Raw genomic sequence first — 13,403 nt, forward strand, 5'->3', positions numbered from 1 at the left:
GACTCAGTGCAGATATCGCTGCCAGTCCGCGGGCACGCGATCCGCCGGCGCCGGCGACGGCTGGGACTCCGGTCGACTGGTCGGGTCCGCCAGAGCGGGTCCGCGGACGGCCTCCTGGCTCTCGAAGTCCCAGAACCAGTCCTCGCCGGGCTCGAAGCTCTGCATGTAACGGTGGCCGGTCTCGCGGAAGTGGTGAGTGGCATGCTGGGCCGGCGAGCTGTCGCAGCAGCCCACATGTCCGCACTCGGCACACCTGCGAAGGTGAAGCCACCACCCGTTCTCGCTCGCCGTGCACTCGGCACACCCGGTGCCGGACGGCCGGAGGGTGGCATTGATCCCTTGGACGCCGTTCATATCGGACAGGCTACCGCCGTGCGTTCGCCGCACCCTGGCTCTTTTCGATGGCCCCCGAGGGAGCGAGAAACCCCACCCTCGACACCCGGCCGACACTGTCGACGACCCGGATCCGCGGCAGGTCTCAGCCCTGGGTGGTTTCGTCCTCTTGCTGGTGCCCGTCGCGAGTGAGGCAGATGGCGAAGACGGCATCACGAACGCGCTCGGACAGCCTCGGATCACCGAACCGGTCGGGCTGGGAGAGGATGCTCAACGCGACCCCGGTGTTCGCGGAGAGGATCATCTGCGCTGCTTCCCCGCTCGGGATGCGTAGTGCGCCGACGACTGCGCATCGGTCGAGCGCCTCGGTGAGCAGGACGAAGATCCGCCCCGCCGCGTCCGGCACCTTGGGCAGTGTGGGGGAGAACATGAGTCGGTAGAGCGCCGGGTTGGCGGCCGCGAAGTCGAGGTAGTCGTCCCAACAGGCATAGAGCTCGGTCACCGGGTCGACCCCCTGATCGCGGGAGCGTTTACGTTCGATGTAGTGGTTGAACGGCTCGTCGATGACCGCGCTGAGGAGTCCGTTCTTGTCGCCGAAGTGTCGGTACAGCACCGGCTCTCCCACACCGACGGATTCGCAGACCTCACTGGACGAGATGTCGTGGGTGGGGGAGTCCTCCAACAGCCGCCGAGCCGCCTCGATCATGGCAGCACGCATCTGCCCGGCCGGTACCGGCGTGGGGTGGAGGTTGGTCACGAGCATCTCTCCTTGGCACGTTCGGGTGCGTCGGTTTCGGGGGAGGGCAAACGAGCCTGCCACAGGCACGGGACGAGCCCGAGCAGACCGTATGCGTGTCGACGAGCCGCCGGCCGGCGTGCCGGCCGAGCGCCGCGCTGATCGTACGATGCCCCCAGGGGCTCGTCCGGGAGCGCATCGCGTGACGCGGAACACGGCCTGAGCTGGGGAGCGTCTCGTGCGATGTGTCGACCTGTCGGACGGGTGTCATACGGTCTCGCGACGATCCCGGTGGGAGCCGACCCGATGTGGTCTTGCCGACTCTCCTGCTGGCGCCTGCGAGCGGTTCGGTGAGTGGACCTTACGGGCATAAGAGCAGGTCCGCTCGGACGACAATTCGTGCGCTCTGCCTCACGCCGGTCCAGCTCGAGACGGCCCGCAAGATCTATGGTGGGGCGCGGGACGAGAAGAACCGGCTGATGTATCCGGGCGCCCAGCCCCGCGGTTCGGAGCTCGACTGGGCGGGGTGGCTCATTCCGCGGAGCCCAGGAACCTCTCCAACCAGGCGGGATTCGCCGTGAACACGATGCGCTGGCTCGCCCACCCGGGACCGGGGCCGTCGCTGACGCTCGACGACATCCAGTTCACCGAGAAGAGAGCTTCCGTGAGATCACAGGCCGGGTCTCGGGGATCTATGACTCCATCAACCCCGACCTGAGCGAGTTCCGTCGGCACGGCGGCAAGCTGATCATGTGGCACGGTGAGGCCGACCCGGCCGTGCCTCCTACCGGCACCATCGCGTACTACCAGGCGGTCACCAAGCAGATGGGCGGACTGGCCCGCACACAGGAGTTCGCCCGGCTGTTCATGCTCCCCGGCGTCGCCCATCGCAACGGCGGGGAGGGGTGTGATGTCTCGCCCGTGGCGAGGCGGACGGTTTCGATCAGCTCGTCATGGTCTGGAGCCACGAGAAGGAGCACTCCGGAGACGTCGACCATGGGTGGTGCGACGTCGCGAAGTGCCGGCAAATGGTGGAGGTCGTGGACAGGCCAAGCGGTTGGCCCGCTGGGGACGAGTGCGCCAGCGACGAGGTCGCCGGTGAGTCCACGTCGTTCGATGGCGGATCGTTCGGCGGTGTAGTCGATGGTGCCGGCCAGTACGCCACGGATGAGTTCTTCGCCAGCGACCCTGGCGTGGTCGCGGTCGATGGCCTCGCGCTCCAGTTCCACACCGAGGAGGCCATTGCGGATCACGACTGAGGTGAAACGATCCTGGACCGAGAACCTGGTCTTCACGACGAATGGAATCGCCGGGTCGATGAACGCTGACGCTGTTCGTCGTCACGTCCGTGCTGAGGGGCCAGACTGCGGTAGCCGGTGGGCACGTGCGGCAGATGACCGAAAGCTACCCGGAGCCACCTTCCGCAACCTGGAGGCGTTGGTTCGTCGCCATGGTCAGTCGCTGTGAGCGGGGAAGCCGGGAGGGTGCGCAGTCTGGGGCCAACGGTCACTCAAATGACCGGCCAGCGACACATGGGCTCGCCGGTAGGGCCGCCGCACGGTCGTGGTGACGTAGCGCTCTTGACTTTCGCGAAACGCGTGCGAAACTTACGCCCCCTTTGCTCACCTGTCAACCTATAGAAAAGGCGGCTCGAGTTGCCCTGGCTGGTCCTTGCTATATCAGGAGTACTCGAGGCCGTCTGGGCGCTTGCCCTGGCGCGCACCGACGGATTCCAGCGGCCTGTCCCCGTGGCCGTCTTCGTAGTGGCGCTGGCGGCCAGCATGGGTGGCCTGGCATACGCCATGCAATCCGTGCCGGTAGGAACGGCTTACGCGGTCTGGGTGGGGATCGGGGTGGCCTTGACCGTTGCCTACTCGATGGTGTGGTCCACCGACTCGATAAGCGTGGTCCGGGTCCTGCTCGTGGTCGGGCTCGTCGGCTGCGTCATCGGTTTGAAGCTCACCCACTGACTTGTCTTCACCGCTGGCTTCGGGAGCCTGACTCTCCCGAAGCTGGCGAAGTCTGCATCCCACGCATATGCCCACCACTGGAAGAAATAGGCGATCGTACGTTGACACACATCTCGCCGCGACCGGGCCCCGGCCGTCCACGCCGGCTGCCAGGACCGCGTGCGGCGAACCCTCAGGAGCAGCTCCTCGACTCGGCCGCAGAGACGTTCGTCGGCCAGGGCTACGCCGGAACGACCACCCGCGAGGTCGCGGAGCTTGCCGGGATGCGTCAGGCCTCTCTCTACTACCACTTCGACGGCAAGGAGGACCTTCTTGCTGAACTGCTGCGCCGCTCCTTCCGGCACCGCGTCGAACGCGCTCGCGTGATCGCGGCGGCTCTCGACGGGGTCGCACCTGCCATGGCTCTGTATCAACTGGCAGCCAGCGACGTGAGCGCTCTTGCCGCGATGCCGCACAACATCGGTGTCCTCTACCGGTTGCCCGACGTCATCGCCTCACCCGTCTACGGCCAGTTCGCAGGGCTGCGTGGCGAGCTCACCGCGATCTATGGGCATGCCGGCATGCGTGCGGCACCGACGGAACTTGCACATTGCCTGGACGAGTATGGGCTCGGTGAACTGCTGGTACAGCTCGCGGATGCGGTCACCAGCATGCGAGCTGTGGGTGAGATCGATCCCAACACGACCAAGACGATCGCTGCCGCATGCCTTCGTCAGTGTGGAGTGTCAGAGAAGACGATTCATCATGTACTGGCCCATGCCGATGATGGTGTGCAATGACCGGATGAGTCCGACCGCGCCCTGGTGGAGTCCTAGAGAGTGGTGTACGACCCCGGTGAATCGCCCCGGGTTTCGTGGTTCTGGTGTGTCCCGGGTTCTACGGCGTCCGAGTTTCTGGATTCTGGTGCCTGACGCCAGGAGGCAAAGTGGGAAGACGGGGTTACCCGCCGGAGTTTCGCCGTAAGGTTCTCGACCTGCTCGAGGAGGGCCGAACCGTTGCGCAGGTCGCGCACGACCTCGACATCAGCGAGCAGTCGATCTACACCTGGCGGCGCCAGGACCGGATCGACAAGGGCCTCGTGCCGGGCCTGACGAGCAAGGAGAAGTCCGAGCTGACCGCGGCGAACAAGCGGATTGCTGAACTCGAGACCGAGTTGAAGGCGGCTCGCCGTGCCGTGGAGCTGCTGCGGGAGGAGGCGAGCCCAAAAGGCGGTTCTCGGCGGTCGAGGTGATGGTCGCCGAGAAGATCCCTGCCCAAGTGGCCTGCCGAGTGCTGGCGGTGTCGGAGTCGGGCTACTACGAACGTCTGAAGCGAGCCCCGTCTGAACGCGCCGTTCGGCGCGCCTGGCTCACGGATCTGATCGCCCAGATCCACATCGAGTCCCGCGGAATCTACGGTGGGCGACGCGTCCACGCCGAACTCATGCTCGGGCACGGCATCGCGGTCGGGCACGGCCAGGTCGAGCTGCTGATGCAGCGCGCCGGCCTACGCGGTGTCACCGGACGACCGAAGTGGAAACGGAGCAAGCCCGACAGCATCGCAACCGACAAGGTCAACCGTGACTTCGCCAGGAGCGGCCCGAACCAGCAGTGGGTCACCGACATCACCGAGCACCCCACCCGGGAAGGCAAGGTCTACTGCTGCGTCGTCCTGGACACCTACTCCCGGCGGGTCGTCGGCTGGTCCATCGACGCCTCGCCGACCGCTGCACTGGTGACCAACGCACTCGGCATGGCAATCGACAACAGGCTCGGGAAGACCACGAGGGCCGGCACAGTGATCCACTCCGACCAGGGCGTCCAATTCGGATCCTGGGCCTTCACCGACCGCGCCAAAGCCTCCGGCCTGGTGCCGTCGATGGGCAGCGTGGGCGACTGCTACGACAACTCAATGATCGAGTCGTTCTGGTCACGCATGCAGGTCGAACTTCTCGACCGAAAGAAGTGGAAGACTCGCATCGAACTCGCCAACGCGATGTTCGACTACCTCGAGATCTGGCACAACCGGCGACGCCGCCACAGCCAACTCGGCTGGCTCACACCGATAGAGTTCGAGCGCAACGACACCATCACCGTGGCATGAGAATCCAGGAATCTCGACTCCGAGGAACCCGGGACAGACCACTCTCATTCCACGCAAGGATGAGAGTCATGGCAGCACCCAAGAAGTACCCCGACGAGTTTCGTGAGCGGGCGATCCGGATGGTCGTGGGCGTGCGGCGTGATCCCGAGACGCTGCGCACGTGGGTCAAGCGCACCGAGATCGATGAGGGTCTGCGTCCGGGCACCACGAGCGAGGCTGCCAAGCGGATCGCTGAGCTCGAGCGGGAGAACCGTGAGCTGCGAGGTGCCAACCACATCTTGAAGACGGCCTCGGCTTTTCTTCGCGGCGGAGCTCAACCGCAAGGGCGTCAAGGTCGCTCGGTGCACGGTCGAGCGACTCATGCGCGCCGAGGGGCCGCGCGGGATGCGGCGCGACAAGTCCCGCAAGACCACCATCGGCGAGGGTGCTGAGACCGAACGGTCAAAGGATCTGGTCAAGCGCAAGTTCACCGCGACCGCGCCGAACCAGCTGTTTGGGTGGCCGACCTGACCTACATCAGAACACACGCCGGCTGGACCTATGTCGCGTTCGTCCTCGACGTCTTCAGCAGGATGATCGTGGGCTGGCAAGTGTCGACCAGCCTGCGCACCGACCTGGCCTTGGACGCCCTCGACATGGGCCTGTGGGCACGGCAGCGGGCCGGCCGCGACGTCACGGGCCTGGTCCATCACAGCGGCAGAGGAGTCCAGGGCGAACTCAATCGGTTGTCGCAACACCTTGATGATGGAGGTGTTGATGGGACGTTTAGAGGGTTGGATGGTGACTCAGACGGGTCGGCCGGCGATGAGGTCGCCTGGTCGTCCGCTGATTCGCAGGGATGTCGAGCGCGTGTTCTGGGTGAAGATCGCCGCGGGGATGACCAGCGAGGACGCCGCGGTGGCATGCGGCGTGTCGGGGCCGGTGGGGTCGCGGTGGTTCCGTGAGCGTGGCGGGATGCTGATCGATCTGTCCGCGCCGTCGGAAAGGTTCCTGTCGTTTGCCGAGCGTGAGGAGATCGCGCTGTTGAATGCCGGCGGGCTCGGGGTCCGTCCGATCGCCCGGGAGCTGGGGCGGAGTCCCGCGACGATCTCTCGCGAGTTGCCTCGCAACGCAGCCACACGTTCCGCGAAGCTCGAGTATCGTGCTTCGGTCGCGCAGTGGAAGGCCGAGTTGATGGCCCGGCGCCCGAGACACCCAAGTTGGTGGTCAACCCGCGGTTGCGGGGCTACGTCCGGGACCGACTTTCGGGTCAGCTTCGTCGCCCCGATGGCACGGTGGTCGCCGGTCCCGAGGTAGCGGCGTGGAAAGGGAGAAACAAGCCGCGTCCTCAAGACCGGGCGTGGGCATCAGCGTGGAGTCCTGAGCAGATCGCGAACCGGCTCAAGGTCGACTTCCCCGATGATGAATCCATGCGGATCAGTCACGAGGCGATCTACCAGGCCCTCTACATCCAGGGACGTGGCGCACTCAATCGCGACCTGGTTGCCTGCCTGCGTACCGGGCGTGCCCTACGTGTTCCTCGAGCACGATCACAGAGTAAGCCGGGCGGTCACCTCACCCCTGACGTGGTGCTCAGCGAACGACCCGCCGAGGTCGAGGACCGTGCCGTTCCCGGGCATTGGGAAGGAGACTTGATCATCGGGCTGAACCGATCGGCGATCGGGACCCTGGTGGAGCGGGCGACCAGATACACGATGGTGGTCCACCTGCCACGCGGCGAGGGCTACAGCACCATGCTGCGGGCGAAGAACGGTCCCGCGCTGTCCGGCTAGGGCGCGGTTGCGATGAAAGGCGCGCTCGCCGCGACGATGACCACGCTGCCCACGCAGCCGAGGCATTCGCTGACCTGGGATCGTGGCAAGGAGCTCTCCGCGCACGCGCAGTTCAAGGTCGAGACCGAGATCGCGGTCTACTTCGCTGACCCCCACTCACCGTGGCAGCGGGGCACCAACGAGAACACCAACGGCCTGTTGCGCCAGTACTTCCCGAAGGGCACCGGCCTATCCCGCTGGAGCGCCGAGGAGATCGAGCCTGTCGCTGCGATACTCAACAGCAGGCCACGAAAGGTCCTTGGCTGGAAGACTCCAGTAGAGGGGCTGGATGAGCAGCTACGGCTGGCTCAACAAGCTGGTGTTGCTTCCACCGGTTGAGTCTGGTCAGTTCAGATCCCGAAAGTTCGTGGCTGCGCTGGGCCGTCACGACCTGGTCGGCTCGATGGGCAAGGTCGGTGCCTGCGGCGACAACGCGCTGATGGAGACGATCAACGGCCTGAACAAATCCGAGTGCATCCGCACGATGTTCTTCCACGACGGGCCGTACAAGACCATCGCTGATGTCGAGTACGCCACCAGTGCCTGGGTCGACTGGTACAACCAGCGACGACTCCACGGGTCTCTTGGCATGATGACCCCAGTAGAGTTCGAAACCGCCCACTACGCAGCCCTCAACCGAGAGCCGCAACCCGTACAGAAGCGGCAGGGAACCCGGGGCGCTCAGGGGTCGGCCATCCGATATCGGGCGGCCGACCCAGCTTCTTGGGCCAGTGAGCCGTTCGGGACTTTTAGTTGGCGCTCGGGTCCGCGAACCCTACGTAGCGAGTCTCGAGGTACTCCTCGATCCCTTCGCTGCCGCCTTCGCGCCCCAGGCCCGACTGCTTGACCCCGCCGAACGGCGCAGCGGGGTTTGAAATGATTCCGGTGTTGATGCCGAGCATCCCGGATTCGACCGACTCGGACAGGCGAAGGCTGCGTGCCACGTCGCGCGTGTACACGTAGGCAGCGAGCCCGTACTCGGTGTTGTTGGCCAGCTCGACGGCCTCAGCCTCCTGGCTGAAGGTGACGATGGGCGCCACCGGGCCGAAGATCTCCTCGGACAAGATACGAGCCTGGCTGGGCACGTCGGCCAGCACTGTTGGGGGGTAGAAGTATCCCGGGCCGTTCTGCGGTTCGCCGCCGGTGAGCACGCGAGCGCCGGACGTACGGGCCTCGGTGACGAGCTTATGGACAGCGGTGCGGCTGCGGGCATCGATGAGCGGCCCGATCTGCGCCCCATCCTGCGTTCCGCGTGTAACGAAGAGGCCGCCCATGGCCTTGGCCAGGCGGCGACCGAACTCGTCGGCCACGGACTCGTGGACGATGAATCGGTTGGCAGCCGTGCAGGCCTCGCCCATGTTGCGCAGCTTTGCCTTCAGGGCACCTTCGACGGCTGCATCGAGGTCGGCGTCCTCGAACACGAGAAACGGGGCGTTGCCTCCGAGCTCCATGGAGGTCCGCAGAACGTTGTCGGCGCTCTGTCGCAGCAGGTCGCGGCCAACGGGGGTCGAGCCGGTGAAGGACACCTTCCGCAACCGTGCGTCCTGGAGGAGCGGGGTGCTCAGTGCGCGTGCGGCGGAGGTCGGTACGACGTTGAGAACACCTGGCGGTAAGCCGGCCTCCTGGAACACCGAGGTCAGGAGGAGAGTCGTCAGCGGGGTCAGGGCGGCGGGCTTGAGAACCATCGTGCATCCGGCTGCGACTGCCGGTGCGATCTTGCGCGTGGCCATGGCCAGCGGGAAGTTCCACGGCGTGATGAGCAGGCACGGGCCGACTGGCCTCTTGTGAACCATCAGCCGTGTCACGCCGTCGGGGGCAATCGCGTAGCGACCGCCGACTCGCACCGCTTCCTCCGAGAACCAGCGCAGAAACTCGGCGCCGTAGGTGACCTCGCCCCGTGCTTCAGGAAGTGGCTTGCCCATCTCCAGAGTCATGAGCAACGCGAAGTCGTCGGCGTGCTCGGTGACCATCTCGAAGGCTGTCCTCAGGATCTCTCCACGTTCACGCGGGGAGACCTTGGACCAGGACGCCTGGGCTTCGGAAGCCGCGTCGAGGGCTGCGAGTCCGTCGGCGGGAGTCGCGTCGGCGACCTGCGTCAGGGTGCTGCCCGTCGCGGGGTCCTCGACATCGAACACCTTGCCTGAGCTGGACGGCCGCCATTCGCCGCCGATGAAGAGGTCCGTGGGAACGCGGGTGATCAGGTCCCGTTCCACGAGGTCGGCTTCTGTGGTCATGAGTGGGATCCTTCGAGGTCGATGATCTGGCGCAGTGCGGTGCCCGCGGCCAGGCTGTCCATGGCCTTGTTGATGTCGCGCAGCGGAACAGTGTCGGAGACGAGCTGCTCGACAGGCAGTCGCGACTGGCGCCACAGGTCGGCGAAAATCTCGACGTCACGACTCGGCACCGCCGAACCGAGGTAGCTGCCGACGATGGAGCGACCGCCGGCGACGAGAGCAAGCGGGGAGATGGAAGAGCGGGCATCGGGGGCGGGAAGCCCCACGGTGATCGTCGTGCCTCCGGCGTCGGTCAGATCGACGGCAGTCTCGAAGGCACGGGCGTTACCGGCGGCTTCGATCACGATATCTGCACGGACGCTGTTGTCGGCCGCATCTGCCGGCGTGTAGGTGGCAGAAGCGCCGAGCTTCTCCGCGGCGCGCAGCTTGTGGTCCACCCCGTCGACTCCGATCACTTCCACGTCGTCGAGAGCGAGGGCAGTGATGAGGGCCGCCAATCCCACGCCACCGAGTCCGACCACTGCCACGCGTTGGCCGGGTTTCGGCTTTCCAGCGTTGAGGACCGTGCCGCCGCCGGTCAGCACGGCGCACCCGAGCAGTGCGGCGACCGATGGCGGTACGTCGTTGCCCACCGGGACGACCGAGCGCTCGTCCACCACAGCGTGGGTCGCGAACGCAGACACCCCGAGGTGGTGACGGATGGTCTCCGAACCGCGACGTAGGCGGATGTCGCCGTCGAGAAGTGTGCCCACCTCGTTGCTGGCGCTGCCGGCGATGCACGGCCGGATGCCCTGCGTCGCGCAGCCGGCGCAGTCCTCGCACCGCGGGAGGAATGTCATGACGACTCTTTGGCCTGGCTTGAGGCCACGGACGTCGCGACCAACTTCTTCGACGATGCCCGCCCCTTCGTGGCCCAGCAGCATGGGCAGGGGGCGTCGACGGTTGCCGTCGACGACTGAGAGGTCCGAGTGGCAGACGCCGGCGGCCTCCATGCGTACGAGGACCTCTCGGGGACCCGGTCCATCCAGCTCCAGCTCGCCGACGGTCAGCGGTTGGCTCTGGGTGTAGGGAACCGGGTCTCCGGTCCGCTCGAGAACTGCTCCTGTAATGTGCACGGTTTTCCTTCCATGAGTGGTGGGCGCCGAGCGAGATCTGCGTGCTCGGGCCATCCGGTCGTCAGCGGGCCGTCAGGCTGGCCTCGGGCTTGTCGCTCTTCAGCTCGAAGCGGCGGATCTTCCCCGAGCCAGTACGGGGGATCTCCTTGGCCACGACGAGGCGCTCCGGCACCTTGAAGTAGGCGAGGTTGTCGCGACACGTCGAGAGGATCTGGTCGTGGTCGAGGTGGTGACCCTCGGCGGGCACCACGAAGGCGACGGGCACCTCGCCCAGGTCCGGGTGGGGCTCTCCGACGACCGCTACGTCGGCCACTCCGGGGCACGTGAAGATGACCTCTTCGATCTCGGCGGGGGAGATGTTCTCGCCGGCCCTGATGATGAGCTCCTTGACCCGTCCAGTGATGGTGATGAAGCCGTTGGCGTCGCGCCTGCCGAGGTCGCCAGTGCGGTACCAGCCGTTGGACAGCGCGGCCGCGGTCGCCTCGGGCAGCTCGTGGTAGCCCTGCATGACGTTCGGACCCTGGACCCACAGTTCGCCCTCGGTGCCTTGAGGGACGTCGGTGCCGTCGCTGCCGACGAAACGAACGGCGACGCCTGGCAGAGGTACGCCGCACGAGCCCGGGATGCGCCCACCCGTTGGGGCATTCATGGTGACCATCGTCGAGGTCTCGGTGATCCCATAGCCGTCGAGGAGCGGGACGCCGGCGTAGCCTTCGAACTCCTCGTTCAATGAGCCGGACATGATGGCTCCCGCCGAGATACACAGACGGAGGTCGGGAGCGTTGAGAGATGCCGCTGGCGTACGGCTGTTCAACAGGTACTGGAACATGGTGGGGACTCCGGGAAAGACCGTCACGCCTTCGTTGGCCAGCCGTGACACCACGTCACTGGGGGAGAACTTGGGCAGCAGGGTGGCCTTCGCTCCCGAAGCGGTGACGCCGACTACGGACAGCACCAGGGCATAGGAGTGGAACAGGGGAAGGCACGACAGCAGGTGGTCGTTCGCGTTCAGACCTGCCACCGGGATCCAGCAGGCAGCGACCACCCACATGCAACCGCGCTGGGACAGGTGGACTCCCTTGGGGCGGCCGGTGGTGCCACTCGTGTAGAGCATCCAGCTCCACGCGTCGACCTCGGTCGCGTCGGGCGCTGCGGTGCGCGGGGTGGCGCGCATCAGGTCGTCGTAGTGAACGATATGAACGTCGCTGTCGCCGTCTGAGGTTATCAGCTGCTCGTCGCTGCCGGTCAGGATGACGGTGTTGAGCCCGAGCGTGCTCTGGGCGGCGTCGAGCGCGACGTCGAGGTGCGCCGGGTCGGTCAGAATCATGCGCGCTTGGGAGTTCTCGGCGATGTAAGACAGTTCAGGGCGCGTTGCTGTGGGATTCGCGCACACGGTGACGATGCCGGCTCGGGGGGCCGCCAGGTATCCCTCGACGACTTCGACGGAGTTGTCGAGGTACATGAGAAGACGTTGCTCGGGGCCCAGGCCAAGATCGAGCAGGTGGCCGGCCAGGCTCGCTGTCCGAGCGTCGAGGTCTGCGTAGGTGATCTCGCGGTGGAGATCCCTGAATGCGACCTGAGTCGGGCGCTCAGCGGCGTGCTTGGCCAGCAGGGCTGGGATCGGTGCGATCACGTCGGTGTCGATCACGGGGCCTCCTAAACTAATGAGTGTTAGTTAGTTGCACTATAACCGTCGTCACATCTCTTGGCTAGGGTCGCGACTACTGAACGCTCGTTGGGTGGGGCGCTGTGTGGGCGATGGCGCCGGCGGCTAGGCTGCGAGGCGTGGCATTTTCACTCGATCCGCCGGTGAGCAGGGAGGAGCGCGGAGTCGTCTCGCCTGCTGTCGTGCTCGACACGGCGCTGACGCTCTTTGCCGAGCGGGGGTACCACGGCACCTCGGTGAAGGAGATCGCCAGCCGTCTGCAGATCAGGACGCCGAGCCTGTACAACCACATGAGTGGCAAGCAGGGCCTGCTTCAAGAGATCGTCGGCGACACCACTCGTGAGGTGTGGCAAGACTTTGTCGAAGTGACGGCCGGCATCGACGGCGTCGAGGAACGGTTGGAGAAGGCGGTGTACGTGTACGCGTTGCGGCATGCCCGCCGGCGCCGCGAGGCCATTGTTGTCAACCGGGATGTCTCGAGTCTCGAAGAGCCGGTTCTGTCAGAGGTCCTCGAGCTCCGCCGGCGACACGAGCATGCGATTCGCGGTCTCGTCCAAGAGGGCATCGACGCCAGCGTGTTCGCCGATCAGCCGGCCTCCTTGGTCTCCTTCGCTGTGTTGGAGATGTGTGTGTCCATCGCCCGCTGGTTCCATGTCGACGACCGGTTCAGCGCTGAGGAAGTGGCCAAGCAGTACAGCCTCTATGCCCTGCGGATTGCCAAGGGGGACGTGCCTGTCAAGGCGTAACTCCGACGACTCGGAGCGCCTGGCTGGCGTATGTCCGTGCGACGTCCTCCGGTTTGAGGTCGCCTTGATCGTGAAACCAACGTGCAACGCTGACGCACATCTCGCGAATCGCAAACGAGGCCAGCTTGGGCGACGGGTGTTGGAAGTAACCGTCCTTGATCCCGTCGGCGATCAGGCGGCGGAAATCTCTCTCGTGGGTGCGGCGCATGTCCTGAGCCTGTTCCAGGCTCTTGCCTTCCAGGTGGCGCGCGTCCTGGTTGACGACCATGGTCTCGCGTCGATGCGTAGCGTGGTGTAGCGCATACACGTACGTCGCTTCGCGGAGTTGGTCCACGGGATTGTCGTGCGCTGCGACGGCGGCCTCGAAGTCCGCGAACACGGTCGAGAGTGTGTCGAGCACGATCTCGGAGAGCAGGTCTGCCTTCGACGAGATGTGGTTGTAGAGGCTGGGTGCTTGAAGCCCGACAGCGTTCGCGATGTCCTTCAGGGACGTACCAAAGTAGCCGCGATCGGCAAAAGCGGTAAGCGCGGCCTCGTATACATCAGCACCCGTGACCGGGGCAACACCCGCGGAGCGACGGTCGATGCGTCTGGTTGGGCGCAGGTTGGCGCTGACGTCCTTCATTCCGGTCAACCGCTCCTCGAGTCGCAGGTCAGGGTCTTGACGTGACGCGTATCACGCCTCACAGTGTACTAACTAACGCCCGTTA

General features: G+C 65.6%; 12 protein-coding genes and 3 pseudogenes. 9 read left to right on the top strand and 6 right to left on the bottom strand.

Features of this window, described 5'->3' with window-relative positions; translation table 11 throughout:
• Positions 1–3 precede the first annotated feature (3 nt).
• Entirely contained in the window at positions 4–354 is a 351-nt protein-coding gene (locus ABZ796_RS09515) for a UBP-type zinc finger domain-containing protein (protein WP_357336443.1), read from the bottom strand.
• Between the two features lie 124 nt (positions 355–478).
• Positions 479–1,096, bottom strand: a complete 618-nt coding sequence (locus ABZ796_RS09520) for a TetR/AcrR family transcriptional regulator (RefSeq protein ID WP_357336445.1) — start codon at positions 1,094–1,096, stop codon at positions 479–481.
• A 687-nt stretch (positions 1,097–1,783) separates the two neighbouring features.
• On the opposite strand from ABZ796_RS09520, the gene ABZ796_RS09525 reads away from it, so the two are divergent.
• The 8 genes and pseudogenes from ABZ796_RS09525 to ABZ796_RS09560 all read left to right on the top strand — a co-directional run.
• Positions 1,784–2,209 carry a tannase/feruloyl esterase family alpha/beta hydrolase gene (locus tag ABZ796_RS09525; protein WP_357336498.1) on the top strand — a complete coding sequence of 142 codons (426 nt, stop codon included), beginning with the start codon at positions 1,784–1,786 and terminating at the stop codon, positions 2,207–2,209.
• Between the two features lie 515 nt (positions 2,210–2,724).
• Complete coding sequence (locus ABZ796_RS09530; RefSeq protein ID WP_357336446.1) at positions 2,725–3,039, top strand: SMR family transporter; 315 nt, start codon at positions 2,725–2,727, stop codon at positions 3,037–3,039.
• A 101-nt stretch (positions 3,040–3,140) separates the two neighbouring features.
• The gene (locus ABZ796_RS09535; protein WP_357336447.1) at positions 3,141–3,818 is read left to right on the top strand and encodes a helix-turn-helix domain-containing protein; all 678 of its coding nucleotides are present in this window, start codon (positions 3,141–3,143) and stop codon (positions 3,816–3,818) included.
• A 146-nt stretch (positions 3,819–3,964) separates the two neighbouring features.
• Positions 3,965–5,121, top strand: a pseudogene (locus ABZ796_RS09540) (IS3 family transposase).
• A 360-nt stretch (positions 5,122–5,481) separates the two neighbouring features.
• Positions 5,482–5,631, top strand: a complete 150-nt coding sequence (locus ABZ796_RS09545; RefSeq protein WP_357336448.1) for a hypothetical protein — start codon at positions 5,482–5,484, stop codon at positions 5,629–5,631.
• Positions 5,619–6,065, top strand: a complete 447-nt coding sequence (locus tag ABZ796_RS09550; protein ID WP_357336449.1) for a DDE-type integrase/transposase/recombinase — start codon at positions 5,619–5,621, stop codon at positions 6,063–6,065. The genes ABZ796_RS09545 and ABZ796_RS09550 overlap by 13 nt, the downstream gene beginning before the upstream one ends.
• A 10-nt stretch (positions 6,066–6,075) precedes the next feature.
• Positions 6,076–7,271: pseudogene (locus ABZ796_RS09555) on the top strand (IS30 family transposase).
• 61 nt (positions 7,272–7,332) lie between these two features.
• Positions 7,333–7,578 (top strand): annotated as a pseudogene (locus tag ABZ796_RS09560) (integrase core domain-containing protein); the annotation flags it as partial.
• A 103-nt stretch (positions 7,579–7,681) separates the two neighbouring features.
• Here ABZ796_RS09560 and ABZ796_RS09565 read toward each other — a convergent pair.
• The 3 genes from ABZ796_RS09565 to ABZ796_RS09575 are packed head-to-tail and all read right to left on the bottom strand — an operon-like array spanning position 7,682 to position 11,929.
• On the bottom strand, positions 7,682–9,166 hold the full coding sequence (locus ABZ796_RS09565; RefSeq protein ID WP_357336450.1) for an NAD-dependent succinate-semialdehyde dehydrogenase: 1,485 nt from the start codon (positions 9,164–9,166) through the stop codon (positions 7,682–7,684).
• Positions 9,163–10,335, bottom strand: a complete 1,173-nt coding sequence (locus ABZ796_RS09570; protein WP_357336451.1) for an alcohol dehydrogenase catalytic domain-containing protein — start codon at positions 10,333–10,335, stop codon at positions 9,163–9,165. The genes ABZ796_RS09565 and ABZ796_RS09570 overlap by 4 nt, the downstream gene beginning before the upstream one ends.
• 7 nt (positions 10,336–10,342) lie before the next feature.
• Positions 10,343–11,929: a class I adenylate-forming enzyme family protein gene (locus ABZ796_RS09575; protein WP_357336452.1), complete on the bottom strand. Its 1,587-nt coding sequence runs from the start codon at positions 11,927–11,929 to the stop codon at positions 10,343–10,345.
• A gap of 137 nt (positions 11,930–12,066) precedes the next feature.
• Here ABZ796_RS09575 and ABZ796_RS09580 point away from each other — a divergent pair, with 137 nt between their 5' ends.
• Positions 12,067–12,693: a TetR/AcrR family transcriptional regulator gene (locus tag ABZ796_RS09580; RefSeq protein WP_357336454.1), complete on the top strand. Its 627-nt coding sequence runs from the start codon at positions 12,067–12,069 to the stop codon at positions 12,691–12,693.
• On the opposite strand, the gene ABZ796_RS09585 is transcribed toward ABZ796_RS09580, so the two are convergent.
• Positions 12,683–13,318: a TetR family transcriptional regulator gene (locus tag ABZ796_RS09585; RefSeq protein WP_357336455.1), complete on the bottom strand. Its 636-nt coding sequence runs from the start codon at positions 13,316–13,318 to the stop codon at positions 12,683–12,685. The two genes, ABZ796_RS09580 and ABZ796_RS09585, sit on opposite strands and share 11 nt — an antisense overlap.
• Positions 13,319–13,403 lie beyond the last annotated feature (85 nt).

This window comes from Nocardioides sp. NPDC047086 (genome assembly GCF_040643685.1).
Taxonomy (GTDB): domain Bacteria; phylum Actinomycetota; class Actinomycetes; order Propionibacteriales; family Nocardioidaceae; genus Nocardioides.

Coding starts and splice junctions, on each gene's coding strand:
- ABZ796_RS09515 (WP_357336443.1), bottom strand. CDS start 354: ATGAACGGCGTCCAAGGGATCAATGCCACCCTCCGGCCGTCCGGCACC.
- ABZ796_RS09520 (WP_357336445.1), bottom strand. CDS start 1,096: ATGCTCGTGACCAACCTCCACCCCACGCCGGTACCGGCCGGGCAGATG.
- ABZ796_RS09545 (WP_357336448.1), top strand. CDS start 5,482: ATGCGCGCCGAGGGGCCGCGCGGGATGCGGCGCGACAAGTCCCGCAAG.
- ABZ796_RS09565 (WP_357336450.1), bottom strand. CDS start 9,166: ATGACCACAGAAGCCGACCTCGTGGAACGGGACCTGATCACCCGCGTT.
- ABZ796_RS09570 (WP_357336451.1), bottom strand. CDS start 10,335: ATGGCCCGAGCACGCAGATCTCGCTCGGCGCCCACCACTCATGGAAGG.
- ABZ796_RS09585 (WP_357336455.1), bottom strand. CDS start 13,318: ATGAAGGACGTCAGCGCCAACCTGCGCCCAACCAGACGCATCGACCGT.